The organism is Actinoplanes ianthinogenes (genome assembly GCF_018324205.1).
GTDB classification, from domain to species: Bacteria; Actinomycetota; Actinomycetes; order Mycobacteriales; family Micromonosporaceae; genus Actinoplanes; species Actinoplanes ianthinogenes.
This window is the reverse complement of the sequence record NZ_AP023356.1, coordinates 4,105,834-4,129,004: the sequence shown is the minus strand read 5'-3', so window position 1 is coordinate 4,129,004 and position 23,171 is coordinate 4,105,834. Positions and strand designations below refer to the sequence as shown.

The following is a 23,171-nucleotide window of genomic DNA, read 5'->3' as shown; positions in this document are numbered from 1 at the left end:
GTCTCCGTACGCTCTGTCATGCCAGCACTTCAGCATGGGAGAGATGCGATGAGTATGGTTCAGCAGGCCATCGAGGTGAGTGCACCGCTGCACACGGTGTACGAGCAACTCGCCGCGTTCGAGAACTACCCACGGTTCATGACCGGAGTCCGCCAGGTGACCACCACCGGCGCGGACCAGACCCACTGGATCATGGATGTGGACGGCAAGCGCCGGGAGTTCGACGCGCAGATCATCGAGCGGTCGCCGGACGAACGGGTCTCCTGGTCGACCATGGAGGGGCCGCTCCTCGCCGAGACCCTGACGCTGCGCCCGATGGGCGAGACGAAGACCCAGATCGTCGCGCAGCTCGAGGCCGACATCGCGTTCCTCATGCCCAGCGACCGGCACGGTCAGGAGTCGCTGAACCGCCGGCTCAAGGCGGACCTGACCACCTTCAAGGGCCTGGTCGAGAGCGGCGTGCTGGGCGGCCGCCCGATGCCCACCGGCGCCAGCGTCAAGCGCCTGCCCGGCCCCTCGCACACCCTGTTCAGCAAGCCGGACTACGCCTCGCCGGCGTCGGTCGCCGCCCGCGTGCACAAGCACCCGCCGGCCACCCAGGCGATCCCGCAGGACACCGAGCCGGGACCGGGCGCGGGCTGGGACACCGGCGCCGCCGACCTGAGCAACGCCGACCCGACCGGCACCGGCCTCACCGACAACCCGTTGCACCACGCGGCCGGCCCGGGCACCGTCCCGACGGCGAAGCGGGGCGCCTCGTCCGGCTCGGCCCGGATGGGTGGCCGCACCGCCGCCGCCGACATCTGGGGCAACGGCATGATCAACGAAGAGGACCGGGGCATCGGCTGATCCAGGATCGCCGTCAAGGCCGGCCCACCGGGCCGGCCTTCGCCATGCCCGGCGGGGAGAGGCGGTTCAGCGTGGGGCGGCTTCCAGGGTGACCAGCAGGCGGGCGCCGCGCGGGACGGCGTGCTCGTAGCGAACCGAGCCGCCGTTCGCCTCGACCAGGTGCCGCACGATGAACAGGCCCAGCCCGGCCCCGCGCAGGAACCGGCCGAACAGGTTGGGCAGCACGTCCTCCGGGATGCCCGCGCCACTGTCCTGCACGCAGAGCAGCACCGTCCCGCCCTGCCGCTCGGCGACCACCAGGATCGGCGCCGCCCCGTGCACGATCGCGTTCTTCAACAGGTTCTCCACCACCACGGCGAGGTGCCCGCGGTCGGCCAGCGCGGACAGCTCCTCGTCGATCGCGATCTCCACCTGGTCGGCCCCGGCCGTCTCGGCGCGGGCCGCCCGAGCCACCTCGAGCAGCGGCACCGGCACCCGCCGGGCGGTCACCGCGCCGGTGTCCAGGCGGAACAGCAGCTGGAGGTCGTTCATCATCTTGACCAGGCGGCGGGTGTTCTTGTCGATCTTCAGGGACAGTTCCAGCCGGATGTCGTCCGGCAGGTCCGCCCAGTCCGCGCAGAGCAGCTCGGCCAGGCTGGCGATCGAGCTGATCGGCTGGGCCACGTCGTGGGTGAGCATCGAGGTCAGGTCGTTCTTGAAGGCGAGCGCGGCGCCCAGCTGGGCGTTCGCCGCGGCCAGCTGCGCGTTGCCGCGCTCCAGCTCGGCGGCGTGCTCGCTGAGCGCCTCCTCGGCCTGTTTGCGGGAGGCGATGTCGACGCAGGTGGCGACGTAGCCGCGGGGCGCGCCGGCGGCGTCCGGGATGGCGGCCATGGTGGCCAGCACCGGCACCTGGGTGCCGTCGGCGCGGGGCAGCAGCCAGTCGCCGCCGTGGCCCGGCGGCGGCAGCGGCGGCGGCTCGTACACGTCGTCCCGGTGGCCGGTGAGCTCGCGCCAGCGCCGGTTCACGTCGATCACCCGGTAGTTCGCGTCCAGCACCATGACCGCTTCGTTCATCGACTGGAGCAGCGTGTCCGCGAAGTCCTGCCGGTCCCGCAGCTCGGCGACCAGGCGCTGGTCGGCGGTGTCGGCGGCGGGCGCCGGCCCGGGCTCGGGCCGGGCCAGGACGGCGCCGGCGGTCAGCAGGAGCAGGCCGCCGGCCAGGTGCGGCGGCATCGCCCCGCTGCCGGTGACGAACCGGGAGGCCAGCGCGACCAGCGCGACCGTGGCGGCGCCGAGCAGCAGCGGGTCGGTGATCCGCACCGGGAGCCGGCCGAGCTTGGGCAGCCGCAGGTCGAGGCCGGCCAGCGCGAGACCGGTCAGCACGGTGGCGAGTCCGGCGGCCGGATGCCGGTGCAGCGTGAGGGCGCCGAGCACCGCCGCGGACAGGCCGAGAACGGCGGCCACGCCGGAGCGCAGCCGGCCGGCGAGGCCCCCGGCCGGCGGCAGCGCCTGCACCACCAGGGCCGCACCGGCCGGTATCACGACGAACGCCGGAGCGGGCGAGAGCCCCTCCGGCGACGCGTTCAGATCGGATGTGTGCGTGTTCAGAAGGCCGAGCACGGTGACCGTGACCCCGGCGCAGCCGGCGATCAGCCGGGACAGCCTGCCCACGCCGCGTGCCGCGATACGCACATATCCCCCCATGACGTGAGGAAATGAGCATATCGCGGCAAGCGCGATTACTTACCCGCCCAGGCGAACCCTTCCTCCAGGCGGATCTTGCTGGCCACGCGCGAGATCTCAGCGTGCATCCGGTTCGCGTGGTGGCCGCAGAAGGCCAGGTCGCCGCCGCTGCTCAGGGTCACCTCCAGCTTGGCGGCCGCGCCGCAGCGATCGCAGCGATCGGTCAGCTCGCCGACGGTGTCGATCTCGGGCGACAGCAGGGTGGTCATATCGCTCTCCTTGCTCAGTGGCCGAATGAAGCGAGGCTCAACGGCGGTGTGCAGCGGTCCTGACAGCGGACTAGATCGGCCCTGCGCCGGGTCGCCTTAGTGGTTCGACCCCGGTATCCGCTGTGAACGGCGCAACGTCGTCGCAACCAGTCAAGACCTTGTCCTGCACTTCTTCATCTTCAGGATTTCCCTCAAGTCGCCACGGCATGCACTTCCGGGCCGGGGCACCTACCTGAGGGAGATATTTGATGCTCGGTTCCGACGCCCGTCGCCTGGCCTACCGTTTCGTAGCCGTCGCGAGCGCCGCCACCGCTTCTCTTTACGGTTTCGCCGCTCCGGCCGCCGCGGCTCCGGCCGCGCCGCGGACCGGGACGGTCCTGGAGGCCGGCGCCGCCGCCATCCCGGACAGCTACATCGTCGTGCTCAAGCCCGGGCAGGACGCCGACTCGCGAGCCCTGACCGCCGTGTACGGCGGCGAGGTGCTCGAGAACTACCAGGCCACGGTGTCCGGTTTCCACGCCCGGATGTCCGCGGAGCAGGCCGCGCGCCTCGCCGCCGACCCGGCCGTGCGGTACGTCGAGCAGGACGCCGTGATCACCTCGGCCTCGGTCCAGCCGAACGTCACCTGGGGCCTGGACCGGATCGACCAGCGCACCCGCACCCTGGACAAGAAGTACTCGTACCGGTCGGCCAAGGACGTGACCGCCTACGTGATCGACACCGGCGTCCGCGTCTCGCACAAGGAGTTCGGCGGCCGGGCCACCAACGGCTGGGACTTCGTCGACGGCGACAAGACCGCGAACGACTGCAACGGGCACGGCACCCACGTGGCCGGCAGCATCGGCGGCTCGACGTACGGCGTCGCCAAGGACGTCAAGATCGTCGCGGTGAAGGTGCTGGACTGCGACGGCTCCGGCTCGTACTCCGACTTCATCGCCGGGATCGACTGGGTCACCAAGAACGCCAAGCTGCCCGCGGTGGCCAACATGAGCATCGGCGGCCCGGTCGACAAGGCGCTCGACGACGCCATCAACCGGTCGATCGCCAAGGGCGTCACGTACGCCATCGCGGCCGGCAACGACAACAAGAACGCCTGCAAGTTCTCGCCGGCCGACACCGCCAACGCGATCACCGTGGGCGCCGTGGACAGCGGCGACCGGCGGGCGTCCTTCTCCAACTACGGCACCTGCGTCGACATCTTCGCGCCGGGCGTCGACATCAAGTCGGCCGGCAAGAACTCGAACACGGCGACCGCGACGATGAGCGGCACCTCGATGGCCAGCCCGCACGTGGCCGGCGCGGCCGCCCTGGTGCTCGGCGCCCACCCGGACTGGACCCCGCAGCAGGTCCGTGACGACCTGGTCGGGCACGCCGGCTCGGGCCTGGTCCGCAACCCCGGCGCCGGCTCGCCGAACAAGGTTCTCTACACCGGTTACCTGGCCGGCGACACCGGCACCGCCGCCAAGAAGCGCTGACCCTCGCGAACGCCGCTCCTCCTTCCGGGAAGAGCGGCGTTCGGCTTTTCCGAACAGTGGCCGTCCGACGCCCTCCGGCGGCTAGCGTGAGATCGACCCCAGCCCGCGAGGAGGACCCATGTCCGAGGCGCCGGTCGCCGAAACGCCGACCGTCCTGGTCGTCGACGACGAAGAAGATCTCCGCGACATCATGCGCCGCATGCTGCAGCGCAAAGGGTATGCCGCCCTGGTGGCCGGTGATCCGGACGAGGCCATCTCGGTCTGCCGGGACCACCCGGGCGACATCGACGTCCTGGTCACCGACCTGACCCTGCCGGGCGGCAAGTCCGGCGGCGAACTGGCCGGCACGATCATCGAGATGCGTCCCGGCACGGGCGTAGTCTTCATCTCCGGGCTGCCCAAGGACATCGCGGTCACCAAGGGCCTGGTCGGGGACGACGCCCTGCTGGTGAAGAAGCCGTTCACCGCCGACGCCCTGCTCGAAGCGCTCAAGAGCGTGCTAGGCGACGGGCCACGGCACACTTAGCTCGCCGAGGCGCCAGCGGGCCGGTCCGTCCAGGACCGGCCAGCCCTCGGCGCGCATCCGCCGGACCGTGGCCAGCCACCGCTGCCGCGGTCCGAACGGCGTCGCCTCGGTCTCCCAGGCCCGGCCCAGCGCGCGCAGCAGCTCGTGCACCGGACGCCCGGGCACGTTGTGGTGGATCAGCGCCTTGGGCAGCCGTTCCGCGAAGACCGCCGGATGCTCCAGCACCGGGAGCCTGGCCGACAGGGTCAGCGTCGCCGGCACACCGGCCTCGACCACCGCCCAGGTGGCGATCCGGCCGAGCTCGTCACAGGTGCCCTCGATCAGCACCGCTCCGGTGCCGGTCATCTGCCGCCAGGCCGCCGCGACCTCGTCCTCCGAGTACTGCCGGAGCACGTTGAACGCGCGCACCACGGCCGGGGCGAGACCGGCCAGCTCGAACCCGCCCCGGCGGAACTCCAGGCCGGGCGGGTCCGCGTGGGGGAGGGCGGCGGCCACGCGTACCGGATCGATCTCCAGACCGACCACCGTGACGTCCGCGCGGACCGTGGCGGCCAGCCGCCCCCGGAGTTCCACGGCGGTGACCGGCGTGGCGCCGTACCCCAGATCGATCACCAGCGGCGTGGCCGCGGACCGCAACAGATCAGCGCACCGGAAGGCGATGAAGTTGTCCACCCGTCGCAAGCGGTTGGGGTTGGTGGTGCCGCGGGTGATCGCGCCGACCGGTTTCACCTGTTACAGCTCCCGGTGCACCTTGTGCTGGGCGGCCTGGGCGATCGGGCGGACCACCAGCCGGTCGATGTTGACGTGCTGCGGCCGGGTCGCGGCGAACGCCACGATGTCCGCGATGTCGTCGGCCACCAGCGGCTCCTTCACCCCGGCGTAGACCGCGGCGGCCTTGTCCGCGTCGCCGTCGAACCGGTTGAGCGCGAACTCGTCGGTGCGCACCATCCCGGGATCGATCTCCACGACCCGCACCGGCCGGCCGGCGAGCTCCAGGCGCAGCGTCCCGACCAGGGCGGTCTGCGCGTGCTTGGCCGCGACGTAGCCACCACCGCCCTCGTACGGCGTGAAGGCCGCCGTCGAACCCATCGTCACGATCGTCCCGGCGCCGCTCGCCTCCAGCGCCGGCAGCAGCGCCTTGGTGACCCGCAGCGTGCCGAGCACGTTCACGTCGAACATCCACTGCCAGTCGTCGACCGAGCCGTCCTCGACCGGGTCGACCCCGCGGGCGCCGCCGGCGTTGTTCACCAGCACGGCGAGCGGCAGGCCCAGCCCGGCCACCGCGGCGACCAGCCCGGCCACCGACTCGTCCGAGGTGACGTCGCAGGCGACCGCGGTCGCGTGCGGCCCGATCTCCTTCACCAGCGCGTCCAGCCGGTCGGCCCGGCGGGCCGCCGCGACCACGTGGAATCCCTCGCCGGCCAGGCGGCGTGCCGTCGCCGCGCCGATTCCGCTGGATGCCCCGGTGACCACTGCGATTCTCTGCATGGTTCCGATCTAACCTCATGACCTGAGTCACGCTGCTCCCGCTGCGTGGTGGTTCAGCCCACGCCGATGGGGAAGATGAAGCTGTAGGAGTCCGAGCGGAGGGAACCATTGTGGCTGAGGTCGGCTGGCCCACACCCCGGCGCATAGCCACCCTCTCGGTGCACACGTCGCCGCTGGAGCAGCCGGGCACCGGCGACGCCGGCGGGATGAACGTCTACATCGTCGAGGTGTCCAAGCGGCTCGCCGCGGCCGGGGTCGAGGTGGAGATCTTCACCCGGGCCACCGCGAGCGACCTGCCGCCGATGGTGGAGATGGTGCCCGGCGTGCACGTGCGGCACGTCACCGCGGGGCCCTACGAGGGGTTGAACAAGGAGGAGCTGTCGTCGCAGCTCTGCGCGTTCACCACCGGCGTGCTGCGGGCCGAGGCGGCGCACCCGCCCGGCCACTACGACCTGATCCACTCGCACTACTGGCTCTCCGGCCAGGTCGGCTGGCTGGCCCGGGAGCGCTGGGGCGTGCCCCACGTGCACACCGCGCACACCCTGGCCAAGGTGAAGAACCGGCTGATCGCGGCCGGTGACCGCCCGGAGCCGAAAGCCCGGGTGATCGGTGAGGAGCAGGTGGTCGCCGAGTCCGACCGGCTGGTCGCGAACACCCGGTTCGAGGCGCAGGACCTGATGACCTACTACCACGCCGATCCGTCCCGGGTCAGCGTGGTGCAGCCCGGCGTCGACCTGGACCGGTTCCGTCCCGGCGCGGCCGACCGGGCCCGGTTCGGACTGCCCGCGCACGGCCGGATCATCGCCTTCGTCGGCCGGATCCAGCCGCTCAAGGCGCCCGATGTGCTGATCTCCGCGGTCGCCGAGATGCGGGCCGGCGGCGTCCGGGACGTCACCGTGGTGATCTGCGGCGGCCCCAGCGGCACCGGCCTGGACCGGCCGTCCGCGTTGATCGAGCTGGCCGCCTCGCTCGGCGTCACCGACGCGGTGGTCTTCCTGCCCCCGCAGACCGGCGCCGACCTGGCCGCCCTCTATCGGGCCGCCGACCTCGTCGCGGTCCCGTCCTACAACGAGTCGTTCGGGTTGGTCGCGCTGGAGGCGCAGGCCTGCGGCACGCCGGTGGTGGCGGCGGCGGTCGGCGGCCTGGTCACCGCGGTGCGGGACGGCGAGAGCGGGGTCCTGATCGACGGCCACGACCCGGCCGACTGGGCGCGAGTGCTGGAGAAACTGCTGGACGCGCCGGGTTACCGGCGCCGGCTGTCGGCCGGCGCGGTGGCGCACGCCGCGCAGTTCTCCTGGGATCGGACCGCGGATAACCTGCTGCGCGTCTACCGTGACGCGGTGAGCGAGCACCGGGCGCTGATCGCCGCCCGGCTGGAGGGGGTGACCTGCGCGTGACGACCGCGTTGATCGAGAAGGTGCTCACCGACCGGGAGCTGGAGTGGGAGCCGACCGGTGAGTCGTCCTATGTGGTCACCCTGCCCGGCACGCACAAGCTCAAGACCGCGTGCAACCTGATCGTCGGCGAGCACGCGCTGCGGATCGAGGCGTTCGTGATGCGCCAGCCGGACGAGCGCCGCGAGGAGCTCTGGGCCTGGCTGCTGCGCCGCAACGCCCGGATGTACGGCGTGGCCTTCTCCATCGACGCGGCCGGCGACGTCTATCTGACCGGGCGGGTCTCGCTGAACAGCCTCGACGAGGACGAACTGGACCGGCTGCTGGGCGCGGTGCTCACGTACGCCGACGAGTCGTTCGACACCATGCTGGAGATCGGTTTCGGGACGTCCATCCGGCGCGAGTGGGAGTGGCGGGTCAAGCGCGGCGAGTCGCTGGCCAACCTGCAGGCCTTCAAGCATTTCGCCGCGCCCGACGACAGCGGCGGCACGTCCTGACCCTCCTGGCCCGGACGTGAGCCCGGGCTCGGGCCTCTCGGTGTCCACAGTGAACTCGATGAGTCCGCCCGGTCTGCCGCCGGGTGACCTGCCCGATCCGGCAAGATCGCTCTGACGTGCGCAGACGTGATCATCGAAGTCGCGAATTCATCGGGATGTCACCCCTGCGCAAGATCGCACGAGGCCCCGCCTGATTCGACGGTCATCATTTCCTTGACGCGGTAAGAGTCGTTATTTCTGCCGGTGTCACGGAGGCCGGATGAGTGATTGGCGGATCGTCCGATCGGTTGGTTGTTGGCGATTGTGACGCCTGAGACAGATGTCGACACGAATACGGCTTGTGAGGCTTGACTGCCCCAACTAGCGTGGTCGATGGACGCCGAGCCGTCAGTTCGGGGAACGGGTCGATCAGTAATGATCGCCGCGGATCGGCGTTTGGGGACGGGTGGCATGAGCCGTTGGGGGACGGCGCGACCCGAGACCGGCGGTTAGTGCGGGCGACGCCTATGGGGATGGGGGTCGCCCGCCGCCGCCGGTGCTTTTGTTTACGGGCATGTTACGTCGGTTACATCCGGCAGGATCTTTCGTTCATCGAATTCTCGCGGTCCATTCGCCGCGATTCCCGCTCATCCCGAGTGCGGCTGTCCGATGTGTTCAGTGGACGCTGCTCGCCCGGCGGCCACCCGCCGCTCCCGGGCCGGGCCGGCCGCCAGGTGCAGCCCGGCCGCCACCAGCCCGACGATCGCCACGATCACCCAGTGCCCGGCGCCGAGCCACTCCAGCCCGGCCCCGCCCAGCGCCGGCGCCATGAACGCCGCCGCCGGGAAGCTGAGGTAGAACACCGCCTGGTACCGCCCGCGCAGCAGCGTCGGCGCCAGCTCCGAGTTGATCGCAGCGTTCGGCGGCGCGGCGATCATCCCGCCCACCGTCCAGATCACCGCGGCCACCAGGTAGACCGCCAGGCTGTCGGCCACCGCCAGCACCGCGAACCCGGCCGCCATCACGGCCATCGACAGCGCCAGCACCCGGTCCTTGCGCCGCCGGTCGATGAACCCGGGCACGAACAGCTGACCTCCCACGATCAGCGCCCCGCCGAGCGCGGTCACCAGGCCGTACGCGCCCGGCCCGAGCCCGTCGTCGTGCATGGCGAGCGGCACGATGGTGGTGGTCTGGCTGCTGAGCAGCGCCTGGAGCAGGGTCAACCCGACGAAGGCCAGGAAGATCCGGTCGGCGAAGACGGTCCGCATCCCGCCCGCCGACGGCTCGGACCGGCTCGTCCGGGTCAGCGTCTCGGGCACCTTCCACGCGATGATCAGGGCGGTGACCAGGGTGCTGGTCGCGTCGAGCAGGAACAGGCCGAGGTAACTCCACCGGGCCAGTGCGCCGGCCAGCAGCGACGCGCCCGCGGTGCCCAGGTTGAAGGCCCAGAACTGAAGGTTGAACGCACGCAGCCGGTGATCGGCCGGCACCGCGTCGGTGATCGCCGCGACGAACGCCGGGCCGGGCATCGCCTGGGTCAGCCCGAGCAGCAGGCACAGCCCGGCGATCAGCGGGAGCGGCGTGCTGAACGCCAGCGCCACCAGCACCGCGGCGCACCCCAGATGCGACCAGATCAGCGTGGACCGTCGTCCCCACCGGTCGGTGAGCACGCCGCCGGCCAGGGTGCCGGCCACCCCGCCGATACCGTAGGTGCCGACCACCAGGCCGGCCAGCGCCGCGCCCGCGCCCCGCTCGGCGGTCAGGTAGAGCGACAGGTAGAGGACGGCGAACCCGCCGACCCGGTTGATCAGCAGGCCGGCCCAGAGGAACCAGTAGACCCCCGGCAGCCCGCCGACCGCTCCGCGCACCCAGCCCACGAGCTCACCCCGCCGTTCCCGCTCGAATAGCAAACCTTCCTAACCATAGTGTGGTCAGGCCGGGACGAGCGCGGCCTCCTCGGCTCGCCGGAGGGCCGCGCGCCGCTCCCGGGCCGGGCCGGTCAGCAGGTGGCCGGCGCCCGCCACGACGCACACGGCGAAGCAGCCCACCCACAGCGTCACCGAGCCGAAGCCCTGCAGCACCAGGCCGCCCAGGATCGGGGCCAGCGCCGAGCCGAGCTGCCAGGACAGCGAGATCAGGCCCTGGTAACGCCCGCGCAGCGCGGCCGGCGACAGCACCGCCACGGTCGCGGCGTTGCTGGGGGACTGGAGCATCTCGCCGAGGGTCCAGATCACCACGGTCAGCGCGTACATCCAGGCGGAGTGGGCGACCGCGACCAGCCCGAAGCCGATGCCGATGATCACCACGCCGGCCGCCAGCACCCGGTGCGGGCTGCGGCCCTCGATCAGCCGCGGCACGAACAGCTGGCCGGACACGATCAGGATGCCGTTGACCGCGATCACCCAGCCGTAGGTGGCCGCCGAGAAGCCGTCGGCCAGCATCGCGATCGGCAGCATCGACATGTGCTGCATGATGACCAGCACGCCGAGCAGGTTGATCACCCAGTAGACGAGGAAGACCCGATCGCTCAGGGCGGTCAGCATGCCGCCGCGCGGCGCCCCGGCGGTGACCGGGCGGTGCGCCGGCCGGCTCTCCTTCAGGAAGATCAGCGTGATCGTCGCGGTGGCCACCGTGGTGGCCGCGTCGACCACGAAGAGCAGCAGGTAGTCGGCCTGAGCGGCGAAGCCGGCGGCGATCGCGGCGAGCGCGAAGCCCAGGTTGATCGCCCAGTAGTTCAACGAGTACGCCCGGACCCGGTCCGGCTCCGGCACGACGTCCACCATCATCGCGGAGAACGCGGGCCGCACCCCCTCGGTGAAGACCGCGAGCAGCGCCGTGACCACCAGGATCTGCGGGTACGTGCCGGCGAACCCGAGGGTCAGCATCAGCGCGGCCGCGCCGAACTGGGCGAGCAGCATGGTCGGCCGGCGGCCCCAGCGGTCGGCCAGCACCCCGCCGGTCATCGTGCCGATCGCGCCGCCCACGCCGTACAGGCCGAGCACCAGGCCGGCCTGGCTCTGCGTGAGGTGCCGCTCGCTGGTCAGGTAGATGCTCAGGAACAGCACCACGAAGGAGCCGACGCGGTTGATCAGGGTGCCGGTCCAGAGGAACCAGAACTGCCGGGGCAATCCGCCCGCGGCCTGCCGCAACCAACCGTGCACAAGATCCCCCGTAAGCACTGAACTCGGCTTTGCTCCCTTACAACCTAGGTGATCTCGCAACTGATTTTCCACCCGCCCGGATCGCCGCCGGGCGGGGCGGGGAAGATGTGCTCATGACTGGAACCCTGGTGCTGTTGCGACACGGCAACAGCGAGTGGAACGCCAAGAACCTCTTCACCGGCTGGGTCGACGTGGACCTGGACGCCAAGGGCGAGGATGAGGCCCGCCGCGGTGGAGAGCTGCTCAAAGATCAGAACGTGCTGCCCGATGTCGTGCACACCAGCCTGCTGCGGCGCGCGATCCGGACGAGTGAGATCGCCCTGCACATCACCGACCGGCACTGGATCCCGGTGAAGCGTTCCTGGCGGCTCAACGAGCGGCACTACGGCGCTCTGCAGGGCAAGGACAAGAAGCAGACCCTGGAGGCGTACGGCGAGGAGCAGTTCATGCTCTGGCGCCGGTCGTACGACGTCCCGCCGCCGCCGATCGAGGACGACTCGGAGTTCTCCCAGGCGAACGACGCGCGCTACGCGGACCTGCCGCCGGAGATCAAGCCGAAGGCCGAGTGCCTGAAGGACGTGCTGGAGCGGGCCCTGCCGTACTGGTACGACGCGATCGTCCCGGACCTGCGGGCCGGCAAGACGGTGCTGGTCGCCGCGCACGGCAACTCGCTGCGCGCGATCGTCAAGCACCTGGACCAGATCTCCGACGAGGCGATCGCCAAGCTGAACATCCCGACCGGCATCCCGCTGCGCTACGACCTGGACGAGAACCTGCGTCCGATCACCGCGGGCGGCACCTACCTGGACCCGGAGGCGGCCAAGGAGGCCGCGGCCGCGGTCGCCAACCAGGGCCGCTGAGCCGATAGCAGGACACGCCAGGGCCGGGACACCCCCGTGGTGTCCCGGCCCTGGCGCGCCGCCGGGCGGTCAGCCCTGCTGACCCGCGGCCGGCTCCCCCGTGACCAGGTAGATGGTGTGCTCGCTGATGTTCACCGCGTGGTCGGCGTACCGCTCGTAGAACCGGCCCAGCAGAGCGCCGTCGATCGCGGTCTCCGCCCCGTACGGCCAGTCGTCGGCCAGCATCACCTTGAACAGCTCGCGCTCGAGGTCGTCGATCGCGTCGTCGTCCTTCTCCAGCTCGGTGGCGAGACCGGCGTCACTGTGGGCCAGCACGTCCGTGATCTTCTCGGCCATCTGGTCGGCGATCTCGGCCATGCCCTTGAAGACCGGGCGCAGCTCGGCCGGCACGGCCGGCGACGGGTGCCGGCGGGCGGCGGTCTTGGCCACGTGCTCGGCCAGGTCGCCCATCCGCTCCAGGTCGGCCGAGATGTGCAGGGCGGTGATCGCCCGGCGCAGGTCGACCGCGACCGGCGCCTGCCGGACGATGATGTCGGCCACCTTCGTCTCGACCTGGGCGTAAAGGGCGTCCACCTCGGCGTCGCGCTGCATGACGGACTCGGCCGCCGCCAGGTCGGCGGTCAGCAGCGCGGTCGTCGCCTTGCGCAGTGCGGCGCGGACCGACTCCGCCATGGTCACCAGCAGCCGGCTCACTTCGATGAGATCGGCCTGAAACTCCTCGCGCATGTTCTAAAGTCCCGAATGTCGGGGCCGTCCCACCTCGCAGTGACGGCCGATGTGTGCAGCTCACGCTAGGTCGGCCCGGCGGCCTGGACATGAACGCCGGTGAACGACGCCAGACCCGGTGGTGAACATTATTCAACGCGGGCCCGATTTGCCCCTTTGGCCTTGTGGTCCAGGTAAACAATGACCCTACGATCGCAGCGTGGAGTGGGAATACGCCGTCGGCTTGGTCTCAGCCGCGCTGGCCGTCGGTGTCGGTGCCGGGCTGGTTCTCGCCCGTTTCCGCCGACCGGGGTCGGAGGAGATGGACGGGTCCGGTTCGCCGGAGGGGAGAGCCGCCATCGAACCGGACGACGATCGCCCGGCAGGTAAGCACGGTCTCAAGGGCCTCGGCCGCAAGAGCCTCGACTCGCTGCGGGTCGGCGTCGTCGTGCTCGACGCGGACGACTACCCGGTGCTGGTCAATCCGGCCGCCCGGGCGATGGGCCTGCTGCGGTCCGGTGGCGCGCCGGGCACCATCGCGGCGCATCCGATCCTGCGCACGCTGGCCGGCCAGGTGCGGCGGACCGGCGTACGTCGAGAAGTTGAACTTGATCTTCCGCGTGGTCGTGCCGGTGGGGCGCAGGCCCCGCTCGGGCTGCACCTGCGCGCCGTCGCGCTGAACGCGACGCACGTCGCCGTCGAGGCGGCCGACGTGACCGAGTCGCATCGCCTGGCCCGGGTCCGGCGCGACTTCGTGGCCAACGTCAGTCACGAGCTGAAGACCCCGATCGGGGCGCTCCAGCTGCTGGCCGAGGCGCTGCTGGACGCCACCCAGCTGCCCGACTCGGCACCCGAGGCGCAGTCCGAGGACCTGATGGCCGCGCGCCGGTTCGCCGAGCGGATCCACCACGAGTCGGCCCGGATGGGCCGGCTGGTGAGCGAGCTGCTCGAGCTCAGCCGGCTGCAGGGCGCCGAGCCGCTGCCGAACCCGGAGCCGGTGGCGCTGGACTGGGTGGTCGCCGAGGTGCTGGACCGCACCCGGACCACCTCCTCGGCCAAGAACATCGAGATCGCCTATTCCGGTCCGAAAGGCCTGATGGCATACGGCAGCGACAGCCAGTTCGCCACCGCGGTGACGAACCTGGTGGAGAACGCCATCGCCTATTCGGGACCGGACACCAAGGTCGAGCTCACCATGCGGCAGGAAGCCGACTGGATCGAGATCGATGTCGCGGACCAGGGCATCGGGATCTCTCCGCAGGACGTGGACCGGATCTTCGAACGGTTCTACCGAGCTGATCAGGCTCGGTCCCGGGCGACCGGCGGGACCGGCCTCGGCCTCGCCATCGTCAAGCACATCGCCACCAACCACGGTGGTCGAGTGGACGTGACCAGCGCACTCGGCGAGGGATCCACGTTCACCTTGCGCCTACCGGCGCGCCCTACCGAATCCCCCTCGCCGTCACCGACGGCAATTGAGATCGAGTCCGGTGTGGCCCCGTAATGACCAGGTCACCGACGACGGAAGGAACTTCATTGGCCCGCGTGCTCGTGGTCGAGGACGAGGAGTCGTTCTCCGACGCCCTGTCGTACATGCTGCGCAAGGAGGGCTTCGAGGTCTCGGTCGCCGCGACCGGCACCTCCGCCCTCACGCAGTTCGACCGGACCGGTGCCGACATCGTGCTGCTCGACCTCATGTTGCCCGAGATGTCCGGCACCGAGGTGTGCCGCCAGCTCCGGCAGCGGTCCGCAGTCCCGATCATCATGGTCACCGCCCGGGACAGCGAGATCGACAAGGTGGTCGGCCTGGAGATCGGCGCCGACGACTACGTCACCAAGCCGTACTCGCCGCGTGAGCTGGTCGCCCGGATCCGTGCCGTGCTGCGCCGCCAGGGCGGCGAGGCCGCCGAGGTCAGCACCCCGACGCTCGCCGCCGGCCCGGTCCGGATGGACGTGGAACGGCACGTGGTGACCGTCGACGGCGCCGGCGTGCAGCTCCCGCTGAAGGAGTTCGAGCTGCTCGAACTGCTGCTGCGCAACGCCGGCCGGGTGCTCACCCGCGGCCAGCTGATCGACCGGGTCTGGGGTGCCGATTACGTCGGCGACACCAAGACCCTGGACGTGCACGTCAAGCGCCTGCGCTCCAAGGTCGAGCCGGAGCCGAGCGCGCCGCGCTACATCGTCACGGTCCGCGGCCTGGGCTACAAGTTCGAGCCCTAGGAGACGGAACGCGGAGAGGCGGGTTCGCGCCCGCCTTTCCGCTTCGGCTCCGCGGCGGCTGTCGTCGCCGGGTGGATCGCGATCAGGCCGGAGGCGATCCGGGCGTCGCACAGCTCGGCGAGTTTCCGATATGCCGCCTCGCCGATCAGCTCGGTCAGCTCCGGGGCATAGGACAGGTACATCGGCTCGGTGCCCACGTGCGCCTCCGGCGACGACGTGCACCACCAGGCCAGATCGTGCCCGCCCGGCCCCCAGCCGCGCCGGTCGAACTCGGTCAGCGTGGACTGCAACAGCTTGCTGCCGTCGGCCCGGGTGATCCAGTCCTGCTCCCGGCGGACCGGCAGCTGCCAGCAGACGTCCGGCTTGTAGGCCAGCGGGTGCGCCCCGTCGCGCAACGCCTGGGCGTGCAGCGCGCACCCGCCGCCGCCCGGGAAGTCCGCGTCGTTGAGGAACACGCACGGGCCGTCACCCGATCGGGTGGCGGTGCGCCGGGCCGGCTTGGTGCCGTCCACGGTGTCCATCTCGGTCCAGTTCTTGAACCCGCGCCGGTGGTGCTGCCAGGTCTGCGGGGTGAGTTTCGCGGCGGCCGCCTTCACCCTGTTCTCGTCGTCGGCGTCGGTGAAGAACGCGCCGTGCGAACAGCAGCCGTCCTCGGCGCGACCGGGCAGAATGCCGTGGCAGGCGGAGCCGAACACGCAGGTCCAGCGGGAGAGCAGCCAGGTGAGGTCGGCGCGGACGAGGTGCTGCTCGTCGGCGGGGTCGAGGAACTCGATCCATTCCCGAGGGAAGTCGAGCTTCACTTCCACGGGGCGTCGTGCGCGGCTCATCCCGCACAGACTACGCGGGTCAGTCGATCATGACCGTTTGGAGCGGATATATCCGGCGGTGCCGGGCGTGGTTAGGCTGGAGGGCGTGAGTTCCCGAGTTCCCGTGCTTCTCTCCAGCTCCTCGGTCTTCCCCGAGCCGACGGCGGCCGCGTTCGAGATGGCGGCCACGGTGGGCTACGACGGGCTCGAGGTCATGGTCTGGACCGACGCTGTCAGCCAGGACGCCGGCGCTCTGAAAGGCCTGGCCGACCACTACGGCGTGCCCGTCCTCTCGGTGCACGCCCCCTGCCTGCTGGTCACCCAGCGGGTGTGGAGCTCCGACCCCTGGGAGCGGCTGACCCGGGCGGCCCAGCTCGCCGAGTCGCTGGGCGCCCCCACGGTCGTGGTGCACCCGCCGTTCACCTGGCAGCGTGACTACGCGAAAAACTTCGCCGCCGGCCTGGCCAAGGTCCGCGACCGGCACCCCGACCTCACCTTCGCCGTGGAGAACATGTTCCCGGTCAAGATGGCGGGCCGCTGGTTCGTGCCCTACACCCCGGGCTGGGACCCCACCGAGACCGGCTTCGACGCCTACACGCTGGACCTCTCGCACTGCGCCGCGTCCCGGATCGACTCCCTCGACATGGCCGACAAGATGGGCGCCGGCCTGCGGCACGTGCACCTGGGCGACGGCTCCGGCGAGGGCCGCGACGAGCACCTGGTGCCCGGCCGGGGCAACCAGCCCTGCGCCGAGCTGCTGCGCTCACTGGCCGCGCGCGGTTTCACCGGGTCGGTGGCCTGCGAGATCAACACCCGTAAGGCCGCCAGCCGGGCGGTCCGCGAGGCCGACCTGCGCGAGTCCCTGGAGTTCGCCCGCCGCCACCTGGCGGGTTCGTCCCGGCCCGCGGTCAAAGCCTGATAAAGATCTTCCTTTACGCGCGTCCGCTGTGGTGCGGACCGCATGCTCCCGCGCGGGCCGGGCGGGCTGATCTGGCCGCTGGCGCGTCCAAAACGATCAGCCCGCCCTGCACGGTCCGTGGGTGGTCACCGAAAAACCTGAACGCGTCCCGAGTTGCCGGGCTGCTCTCAAGGCGCGGAGCGCAAGCTGTGGGCTCGGCTGTGCTGACACCTGTCGTCCCGCCTGGTTCAGGGCTCGGAGGACGAGCCCAGCCCCGAGGCGCAGTCCTGTGCCGGGATGGGGCGATCGGGGTCAGCCGGTTGGTCGGGGCTGGTGTCCGTGGCCCTGTTTCGTGCCGGGATGGGGCGATGGGGGCCAGCCCGCAGGCTTGGGCTGGTGTCCGTGGCCCTGTTTCGTGTCGGGTTGGGGCGATGGGGGCCAGCCCGCAGGCTTGGGCTGGTGTCCGTGGCCCTGTTTCGTGTCGGGTTGGGGCGATGGGGGCCAGCCCGCCAGCGCACGGCAGAGCGGGGTGGTGTCGTCCGAGTTCGGATTGCGGGGCGTACCGGGAAAGGCATTGTGGTCGGAAAGCGGGCGGCGGGCCGCAACCGGCCGCGGACCGGAACCGGCCGCGTCACCGGACGGGCCGGCCGGGACCGCGACTGCCGCCGGCCGCGGGAAGGGGCGTCAGGCCGGGGTGAGGGTTTCGGTGGCCGGGACGGGCTCCGGGGTGGCGGCGGCGCGTTTGCGGGCTCGGTGGGCGGCGACGTGGGAGCGGGTGGCGCAGCGCTCCGAGCAGAAGCGGCGGCAGTTGTTGGACGAGGTGTCCAGGTAGACGTTGCCGCAGCGCTCGTCGGCGCAGATGCCGAAGCGGGCGCTGCCGAACTCGCAGAGCCAGACGGCCAGGCCCCAGACGGCGCCGGCCAGGTACTCCGCGCTCACCGAGGAGCCGCGGCTGGTGACGTGCATGTGCCAGTCGCTGGCGTCGTGGCCGGAGATGCGTGGCTGCACCGGGTACGCCTCGAGCAGCGAGTTCAGCTCGCGCACCGTGTCGGCGTCCCGGCCGGCGGTGCCGAGCTCGAAGACCTCACGCAGCCGGCGCTGTGCCCGGCGGAAGGTCGCGAGGTCCTTCTCCACGACCTGGTCCCGCATGTAGTCCAGGTCGCCGGCGAACAGGGCCCGCAGGCCGGCGAGATCGTCCAGGCCGGCGTTGACGAGGTCGACCGCCGTCCGGGCGTACGCATCGAAGTTCACCCGACCACGGTAGCCGCAACCGGCCGCGAGGTGCGATTCCTCGACCGCACTGCCGCGCCCCGGCCCGGCCGGGCGATTACGCTCGACGCATGCTCCGTTCCCTGTTTTTCGCCGCGGCCGGCTCCGCCCGGCTGGAGCGGTTGGTCGAGTCAGCCCCCGTCAGCAGAGGTGTGGTCCGGCGTTTCGTGGCCGGCGGCAGCGCCGAGGAGGCGATCCGGGCGAGCCGGGAGCTGGCCGACGACGGGCTGGCGATCAGCCTGGATCATCTCGGCGAGGAGACCGAGACGGCCGAGCAGGCGCACGCCGTCCGCGACGAGTACGTGGGGCTGCTGGCCCGGCTGCACGACGCCGGCCTGACGCCGCCCGCCGAGGTGAGCGTCAAGCTGTCCGCGCTCGGCCAGCGCCTGGACGAGAAGATCGCTTATGAGAACGCCCGGGCGATCTGCGTCGCGGCCGCCGAGGCGGGCACCACGGTGACGCTGGACGCCGAGGATCACAGCACCACGGACGCGACCCTGGAAACCCTGCTTGAGCTGCGTAAAGACTTCCCGGACACGGGGGCGGTGCTGCAGGCGTACCTGCGGCGGACCGAGGGGGACTGCCGGGAGCTGGCGGTCGCCGGGTCCCGCGTGCGCCTCTGCAAGGGTGCGTATGCCGAGCCCGAGTCGGTGGCGTTCCAGTCGGCGCTGGACGTGGACAAGTCGTACGTGCGGTGCCTGAACATCCTGATGGCCGGCGAGGGCTATCCGATGGTGGCGACCCACGACCCGCGGCTGATCGCGATCGCCGAGGACCGTGCGCGCTGGTTCGACCGCTCCACCGGGGAGTACGAGTTCCAGTTGCTCTACGGCGTGCGGCCGGAGGAGCAGGCCCGGCTCGCGGCGGGCGGGCACACCGTGCGGGTCTACTTGCCGTACGGCGAGCAGTGGTACGGCTACCTCATGCGCCGTCTCGCCGAGCGACCAGCCAACGTCGCCTTTTTCGTGAAGGCAGTTTCGTCGCGGAAGTGACTCAGCGGGGGTAACTCCGCCGAAGGCGACCTTTCGGGCTAATTGGACACAGATCCGGCGTGTCGCACTTGACTTTTTGTGGGCAAATTACGGAACGCGACGCCCTGGTCACAGCCGCATCGATACGGTTCTGATGACACGCACGTTCGCCAGGCGAGGCGCGTGCCTGCGAAAGGATCGGTGCGACGAGATGACGGGTCCAGCCCAGACCGAGGAGCGCCTCTCGGAGGTGCGGTTCCTGACCGTGGCCGAGGTGGCCACGTTGATGCGGGTCTCCAAGATGACCGTCTACCGGCTCGTGCACGGTGGTGACCTCACCGCCGTCCGGGTCGGACGCTCGTTCCGGGTGCCCGAGCACGCGGTACACGAGTATCTCCGCGGCGCGTTCTCCCAGACCGCCTGACGGGCGGCCTGCCGGGGTCGTGTTGGCCCACACGGAGCGGGCCGGTACGCTGGACCGGTTGGTTCCCGGTCCGACGCGTGCCGCCACCTAGCGGCGCCGTTCCGGGTGCCGTCCAGATCGGTTCCGGCCGCGCGCCGGTTCCACTCAAACATGGTTCGAGAGGCTTTCGTATGGGCTCCGTGGTCAAGAAGCGCCGCAAGCGTATGGCGAAGAAGAAGCACCGCAAGCTGCTGCGCAAGACCCGCGTCCAGCGTCGCCGTTTGGGCAAGTGACGGCCGGCCGGGTGCTCCACCCGGCTGACGCCGTCGCTTGCCGACCCCAGGCTCTGCATCGAAAGGTGCGCTCGTGGTGACCTCACCGCCCAGCGTTGTCGTGGTCACCGGAGTCAGCCGATATCTCGGCGCTCGGGTGGCTGCCCGCCTCGCCGCAGATCCCCGGATCGACCGTGTCGTCGGTCTGGATCCGCATGACCCGCCCGCACGGCTGCTCGGCCTGCTGGACGGGGTCGAGCGGATCCGGGCCGACGCCCGCGCGGCCACCGAGGCCATCGCCGAGCTCGGCGCCGAGGCGGTCGTGCATCTGGCGGTGACCAGCGTGCCCGACCCGGCCCACGGCGGCCGCGCCGGGATGAAAGAACAGAACGTCATCGGCACCATGCAGGTGCTGGCCGCTGCCCAGGGCGCGCCCGGGCTGCGCAAGCTGGTGGTGCGTTCCTCCACCGCGGCCTACGGCGCCTCCTTCCGGGATCCGGCCGTCTTCACCGAGGACACCGAGCCGCGGGCGGTGCCGCGTGGCCCGTTCGCCCGGGACATCCTCGACATCGAGGGTTATGTGCGCGGATTCCGCCGCCGCCGTCCCGAGGTCGCGGCCACCGTCCTCCGCTTCGCCCCGATGATCAGCTCGTCCGCCGAGACGTCGCTGACCCGGTACTTCGCCCAGCCACTGGTGCCCACCGTGCTCGGCCGTGACGCCCGCCTCCAGTTCGTGCACGTGGACGACGCGCTCGAGGTGCTGCACCGGTCGGTCACCGAGGACCATCCGGGCACCTACAACGTCGCCGGCACCGGCGTCCTGATGCTGTCCCAGGCGGTTCGCCGGGCCGGCCGGATCGCCCTGCCGCTGCCCGAGAGCGGGCTGTCCACCGCCGCCGCCCTCGCCCGCCAGCTGGGCGTGGAGCAGATCGGCCTGGACCAGATCGACCTCTTCGTGCACGGCCGGGTGGTCGACACCTCCCGGCTGATCCGTGAGTTCGGCTTCACCCCGCGCAGCACCGCCACCGCGTTCGAGGAGTTCATCCAGGCGCACGCGGCCGGCTCCTCGCTCACCGCCGACCGGCTCGCCGCCGCCGAGCAGGCGATCCTGGACGGCATCCGGCGGGTGCGGGCGACGGCCGACGCCAGCCCGGCCGGGAGAGACCGCCCTTGAGTCAGGACGAGTTCCGCGACATGCTTCCCGGGCAAGCCGAGTTCCGGTTGCCCGAGCCGTCGCCGCCGAAAAAGGTGAACGGCCGCCGCCCGATCCCGGAGAAACCGGAGGAGCAGGTGGCCAAACTGGAGTCGACGGCGATGCCGGGCCCGGACGCGCTCGACGTCTGGGATCGCCGGATCGCGGACGGCCTGGCCTTCCTGCGCCGCCGCCTGGCCGGGGCGTACGAGGTCGACGAGTTCGGGTACGACGCGGAGCTGACCGCCGCGGTGCTGCACCCGATGCTCCGGGTGCTCTATCGCGACTGGTTCCGCACCGAGGTGTTCGGCATCGAGAACGTGCCGTCCGACGGTCCCGGCCTGGTGGTCGGCAACCACTCCGGCACGCTGGCCCTGGACGCGCTGATGCTCACCGTGGCGCTGCGGGAGAACCATCCGCGGCAGCGGGCGCTGCGCCTGCTCGGCGCCGACCTGGTCTTCCGGATGCCCGGCCTGAGCGAGCTGGCCCGGGCGGCCGGCGCCACGGTCGCCTGCAACCCGGACGCCGAGCGCCTGATGCACAGTGACCAGCTGGTCGGCGTCTTTCCGGAGGGCTTCAAGGGCATCGGCAAGCGCTTCTCCGAGCGGTACAAACTCCAGCGCTTCGGCCGCGGCGGGTTCGTCTCGGCGGCGCTGCGCACCGGCACCCCGATCGTCCCGGTGGCCATCGTCGGCGCCGAGGAGATCTATCCGATCCTGGCCGACCTGAAACCGCTGGCCCGGCTGCTCGGCGTGCCGTACTTCCCGGTCACTCCGACCTTCCCGTGGCTGGGACCGCTGGGCCTGATCCCGCTGCCGAGCAAGTGGCTGATCGAGTTCTGCCCGCCGATCCCGACCGCGCACCTCACCGAGTACGCGGACGATCCGCTGGTCGTCTACAACCTGGCCGACCAGGTGCGGGAGACGATTCAGGCGACCCTGCACGAGTTGCTCCAGAAACGGCCAGATCCGTTCGCGCGGTGACACGACCCCGCGAACCGTCCTATAGTGACGATTGAGGGGCGGCCCCGGATTTCTCCGGCACCGCCCCTCGCCACGTTCCGTGGGCCACGAGCTAGAACAGATCTCCCAGCAGGCCGCCGAGGCCGCCGTCGTCCGAGCCGGCGCCGTCGGTGGGTGTCACCGTCGGGTCCGGGCGGGCCGCGTCGGTGGTGGCCGTCGCTCCGCTGGGCGTCGTGGTGCCCTTGTCGCCCGGCGTCGCGGCGTCCGCGGAACTACCCGGCTGTGCCGCCGAGCCGGTCCGGGCCGGCTTGCCTCGCGTGGTGTCCTGGCCGTTCTGCTTGCTCGACTTGTCGCCGCCGGAGTGTGTCGAGGTCGGCGGCGTCTTGTCGGTGATCCCGGAGCCGTCCCCGCAGTCGTGCAGCTTCGGGCCCAGCTCGTCGGAACCGGCCGCGACGACCTTCTCGCAGTCCAGGCCGGTCCGCAGCTGCTCGGTGCGCTGCGCCACCTCGGACAGCAGGCCGAGCGAGGTCAGCGCCCGCTCCCGGTTCGGGGTGGACAGGTTGCGCAGCGTCGGCTCGAACGTGCCGCGCTGCTCCGCGACGAAGGTGTCCAGGATGGTCAGCTGCTTGGCCTCCTTGCGGGACACGGCCGAGGTGGTGATCAGCCGGACGCCCTTGCGGGTGTCCGCGTCCATGTCGTCCAGCACGTCCCGGAAGGCCGCCGCGTCCCCGCTCATCGAGGCCGCCTCGGTCAGCCGGTTGCGCGCGAAGTCCAGCGACAGCTGCCCGCGGCTGGCGTCCGAGCCGGCGATGGCCAGCTGGGCCCGCTCGGTCTGGCGCTTCACGCTGTACAGGGCGTCGCCGGGTGACGCGCTCTCGCTCGCCGCGGAGATCCCGGAGACGGCCATCGCCCCGGCGGCCACGCCGAGCACGATCGCGCCGCGGGTGCGGATCCGGCGGCCGAAGACGGCTCGGCCGCGGGCCGGTGGCTCGGCGATCGGCTCGGGCTCCGCCTCGACGGCGGTCCGGCCGATGCCGTCCCGCTCGGCGGTGGCGACCAGCATGGCGCGCAGACCGACGCGGAACTCGGCGTCGACCTGCCCGGCCGGCCGGGTGGCGGCCAGACGGTGGCTGAGCGCCACCAGTTCGATCAGCTCGTCATCGGCGTGACCACGGGTGTGGTGCCGGACGGCGCCACCGGGATCGTCGACGTGTTCCGCGAAGCGCTCGGCGCTCCGGCGATCCAGAAAAGGGAACTTCACCGTGGGCACCTCCCCTCGCTCGTGAGTGTCCCGCCGGTCCGTATGCCGGCGT

General features: G+C 71.3%; 23 protein-coding genes and 1 pseudogene. 14 read left to right on the top strand and 10 right to left on the bottom strand.

What is annotated here, in order from left to right; translation table 11 throughout:
* Positions 1–48 precede the first annotated feature (48 nt).
* The gene (locus Aiant_RS18520; protein WP_229829799.1) at positions 49–849 is read left to right on the top strand and encodes an SRPBCC family protein; all 801 of its coding nucleotides are present in this window, start codon (positions 49–51) and stop codon (positions 847–849) included.
* A gap of 66 nt (positions 850–915) precedes the next feature.
* Here the strand turns inward: Aiant_RS18520 and Aiant_RS18515 are convergent, their stop codons facing one another.
* Entirely contained in the window at positions 916–2,532 is a 1,617-nt protein-coding gene (locus Aiant_RS18515) for a sensor histidine kinase (RefSeq protein WP_189328310.1), read from the bottom strand.
* 35 nt (positions 2,533–2,567) lie between these two features.
* Positions 2,568–2,780 carry a DUF7455 domain-containing protein gene (locus tag Aiant_RS18510; protein ID WP_185038012.1) on the bottom strand — a complete coding sequence of 71 codons (213 nt, stop codon included), beginning with the start codon at positions 2,778–2,780 and terminating at the stop codon, positions 2,568–2,570.
* Positions 2,781–3,028: 248 nt separating this feature from the next.
* Between Aiant_RS18510 and Aiant_RS18505 the strand changes: the two genes are divergently transcribed.
* Together Aiant_RS18505 and Aiant_RS18500 are read left to right on the top strand one after the other, a co-directional pair.
* Positions 3,029–4,255, top strand: coding sequence for a S8 family peptidase (locus Aiant_RS18505; RefSeq protein ID WP_189328311.1), 1,227 nt, complete (start codon positions 3,029–3,031; stop codon positions 4,253–4,255).
* Positions 4,256–4,373: 118 nt separating this feature from the next.
* Complete coding sequence (locus tag Aiant_RS18500) at positions 4,374–4,781, top strand: response regulator (RefSeq protein ID WP_189328312.1); 408 nt, start codon at positions 4,374–4,376, stop codon at positions 4,779–4,781.
* Here the strand turns inward: Aiant_RS18500 and Aiant_RS18495 are convergent.
* Both Aiant_RS18495 and Aiant_RS18490 read right to left on the bottom strand, forming a co-directional pair.
* Positions 4,755–5,510 (bottom strand): class I SAM-dependent methyltransferase, encoded by a 756-nt coding sequence (locus Aiant_RS18495; RefSeq protein WP_189328313.1) that lies wholly within the window; start codon positions 5,508–5,510, stop codon positions 4,755–4,757. The two genes, Aiant_RS18500 and Aiant_RS18495, sit on opposite strands and share 27 nt — an antisense overlap.
* 3 nt (positions 5,511–5,513) lie before the next feature.
* Positions 5,514–6,269 (bottom strand): SDR family oxidoreductase, encoded by a 756-nt coding sequence (locus tag Aiant_RS18490; protein WP_189328314.1) that lies wholly within the window; start codon positions 6,267–6,269, stop codon positions 5,514–5,516.
* A gap of 110 nt (positions 6,270–6,379) precedes the next feature.
* Between Aiant_RS18490 and mshA the strand changes: the two genes are divergently transcribed.
* Positions 6,380–7,666: a D-inositol-3-phosphate glycosyltransferase gene (gene mshA / locus Aiant_RS18485; RefSeq protein ID WP_189328315.1), complete on the top strand. Its 1,287-nt coding sequence runs from the start codon at positions 6,380–6,382 to the stop codon at positions 7,664–7,666.
* Positions 7,663–8,160: a type III secretion system chaperone family protein gene (locus tag Aiant_RS18480; protein ID WP_189328316.1), complete on the top strand. Its 498-nt coding sequence runs from the start codon at positions 7,663–7,665 to the stop codon at positions 8,158–8,160. Before mshA ends, Aiant_RS18480 begins: the two co-directional genes overlap by 4 nt.
* Positions 8,161–8,786: 626 nt before the next feature.
* Here Aiant_RS18480 and Aiant_RS18475 read toward each other — a convergent pair.
* Positions 8,787–10,016 carry an MFS transporter gene (locus Aiant_RS18475; protein ID WP_189328317.1) on the bottom strand — a complete coding sequence of 410 codons (1,230 nt, stop codon included), beginning with the start codon at positions 10,014–10,016 and terminating at the stop codon, positions 8,787–8,789.
* 54 nt (positions 10,017–10,070) lie between these two features.
* Positions 10,071–11,300, bottom strand: a complete 1,230-nt coding sequence (locus Aiant_RS18470; protein WP_189328318.1) for an MDR family MFS transporter — start codon at positions 11,298–11,300, stop codon at positions 10,071–10,073.
* A gap of 113 nt (positions 11,301–11,413) precedes the next feature.
* Between Aiant_RS18470 and Aiant_RS18465 the strand changes: the two genes are divergently transcribed.
* A complete protein-coding gene (locus Aiant_RS18465) occupies positions 11,414–12,160 on the top strand; it encodes a phosphoglyceromutase (RefSeq protein ID WP_189328319.1) in 747 nt (248 codons plus the stop codon).
* 69 nt (positions 12,161–12,229) lie between these two features.
* On the opposite strand, the gene phoU is transcribed toward Aiant_RS18465, so the two are convergent.
* Positions 12,230–12,886: a phosphate signaling complex protein PhoU gene (gene phoU / locus Aiant_RS18460; RefSeq protein WP_189328320.1), complete on the bottom strand. Its 657-nt coding sequence runs from the start codon at positions 12,884–12,886 to the stop codon at positions 12,230–12,232.
* A gap of 199 nt (positions 12,887–13,085) precedes the next feature.
* Here phoU and Aiant_RS18455 point away from each other — a divergent pair, with 199 nt between their 5' ends.
* Both Aiant_RS18455 and Aiant_RS18450 read left to right on the top strand, forming a co-directional pair.
* Entirely contained in the window at positions 13,086–14,369 is a 1,284-nt protein-coding gene (locus Aiant_RS18455; protein WP_189328321.1) for a sensor histidine kinase, read from the top strand.
* A 32-nt stretch (positions 14,370–14,401) separates the two neighbouring features.
* On the top strand, positions 14,402–15,085 hold the full coding sequence (locus tag Aiant_RS18450; protein ID WP_067697652.1) for a response regulator transcription factor: 684 nt from the start codon (positions 14,402–14,404) through the stop codon (positions 15,083–15,085).
* Here the strand turns inward: Aiant_RS18450 and Aiant_RS18445 are convergent.
* On the bottom strand, positions 15,082–15,912 hold the full coding sequence (locus Aiant_RS18445; protein WP_189328322.1) for a DUF3109 family protein: 831 nt from the start codon (positions 15,910–15,912) through the stop codon (positions 15,082–15,084). The genes Aiant_RS18450 and Aiant_RS18445 overlap by 4 nt on opposite strands.
* Positions 15,913–15,997: 85 nt before the next feature.
* Here Aiant_RS18445 and Aiant_RS18440 point away from each other — a divergent pair, with 85 nt between their 5' ends.
* Positions 15,998–16,810: a sugar phosphate isomerase/epimerase family protein gene (locus Aiant_RS18440; protein WP_189328323.1), complete on the top strand. Its 813-nt coding sequence runs from the start codon at positions 15,998–16,000 to the stop codon at positions 16,808–16,810.
* Positions 16,811–17,473: 663 nt separating this feature from the next.
* Here Aiant_RS18440 and Aiant_RS18435 read toward each other — a convergent pair.
* The gene (locus tag Aiant_RS18435; RefSeq protein WP_189328324.1) at positions 17,474–18,040 is read right to left on the bottom strand and encodes a CGNR zinc finger domain-containing protein; all 567 of its coding nucleotides are present in this window, start codon (positions 18,038–18,040) and stop codon (positions 17,474–17,476) included.
* An 89-nt stretch (positions 18,041–18,129) separates the two neighbouring features.
* On the opposite strand from Aiant_RS18435, the gene Aiant_RS18430 reads away from it, so the two are divergent.
* The 5 genes from Aiant_RS18430 (at position 18,130) to Aiant_RS18410 (ending at position 21,879) form a co-directional block, all read left to right on the top strand.
* On the top strand, positions 18,130–19,050 hold the full coding sequence (locus tag Aiant_RS18430) for a proline dehydrogenase family protein (RefSeq protein ID WP_189328325.1): 921 nt from the start codon (positions 18,130–18,132) through the stop codon (positions 19,048–19,050).
* Positions 19,051–19,240: 190 nt separating this feature from the next.
* Positions 19,241–19,453, top strand: a complete 213-nt coding sequence (locus Aiant_RS18425) for a helix-turn-helix domain-containing protein (protein WP_014694808.1) — start codon at positions 19,241–19,243, stop codon at positions 19,451–19,453.
* Positions 19,454–19,623: 170 nt separating this feature from the next.
* Complete coding sequence (locus Aiant_RS18420; RefSeq protein ID WP_007465623.1) at positions 19,624–19,725, top strand: 30S ribosomal protein bS22; 102 nt, start codon at positions 19,624–19,626, stop codon at positions 19,723–19,725.
* Between the two features lie 73 nt (positions 19,726–19,798).
* Positions 19,799–20,878, top strand: coding sequence for an NAD-dependent epimerase/dehydratase family protein (locus tag Aiant_RS18415; RefSeq protein ID WP_189328326.1), 1,080 nt, complete (start codon positions 19,799–19,801; stop codon positions 20,876–20,878).
* The gene (locus Aiant_RS18410; RefSeq protein WP_189328327.1) at positions 20,875–21,879 is read left to right on the top strand and encodes a lysophospholipid acyltransferase family protein; all 1,005 of its coding nucleotides are present in this window, start codon (positions 20,875–20,877) and stop codon (positions 21,877–21,879) included. The genes Aiant_RS18415 and Aiant_RS18410 overlap by 4 nt, the downstream gene beginning before the upstream one ends.
* A 388-nt stretch (positions 21,880–22,267) precedes the next feature.
* Here the strand turns inward: Aiant_RS18410 and Aiant_RS18405 are convergent.
* A pseudogene (locus Aiant_RS18405) lies at positions 22,268–23,128 on the bottom strand (DUF5667 domain-containing protein); the annotation flags it as partial.
* Between the last annotated feature and the right edge of the window lie 43 nt (positions 23,129–23,171).

Coding starts and splice junctions, on each gene's coding strand:
- Aiant_RS18520 (WP_229829799.1), top strand. CDS start 49: ATGAGTATGGTTCAGCAGGCCATCGAGGTGAGTGCACCGCTGCACACG.
- Aiant_RS18515 (WP_189328310.1), bottom strand. CDS start 2,532: ATGGGGGGATATGTGCGTATCGCGGCACGCGGCGTGGGCAGGCTGTCC.
- Aiant_RS18510 (WP_185038012.1), bottom strand. CDS start 2,780: ATGACCACCCTGCTGTCGCCCGAGATCGACACCGTCGGCGAGCTGACC.
- Aiant_RS18505 (WP_189328311.1), top strand. CDS start 3,029: ATGCTCGGTTCCGACGCCCGTCGCCTGGCCTACCGTTTCGTAGCCGTC.
- Aiant_RS18500 (WP_189328312.1), top strand. CDS start 4,374: ATGTCCGAGGCGCCGGTCGCCGAAACGCCGACCGTCCTGGTCGTCGAC.
- Aiant_RS18490 (WP_189328314.1), bottom strand. CDS start 6,269: ATGCAGAGAATCGCAGTGGTCACCGGGGCATCCAGCGGAATCGGCGCG.
- Aiant_RS18465 (WP_189328319.1), top strand. CDS start 11,414: ATGACTGGAACCCTGGTGCTGTTGCGACACGGCAACAGCGAGTGGAAC.
- phoU (WP_189328320.1), bottom strand. CDS start 12,886: ATGCGCGAGGAGTTTCAGGCCGATCTCATCGAAGTGAGCCGGCTGCTG.
- Aiant_RS18445 (WP_189328322.1), bottom strand. CDS start 15,912: ATGAGCCGCGCACGACGCCCCGTGGAAGTGAAGCTCGACTTCCCTCGG.
- Aiant_RS18430 (WP_189328325.1), top strand. CDS start 18,130: ATGCTCCGTTCCCTGTTTTTCGCCGCGGCCGGCTCCGCCCGGCTGGAG.
- Aiant_RS18425 (WP_014694808.1), top strand. CDS start 19,241: ATGACGGGTCCAGCCCAGACCGAGGAGCGCCTCTCGGAGGTGCGGTTC.
- Aiant_RS18420 (WP_007465623.1), top strand. CDS start 19,624: ATGGGCTCCGTGGTCAAGAAGCGCCGCAAGCGTATGGCGAAGAAGAAG.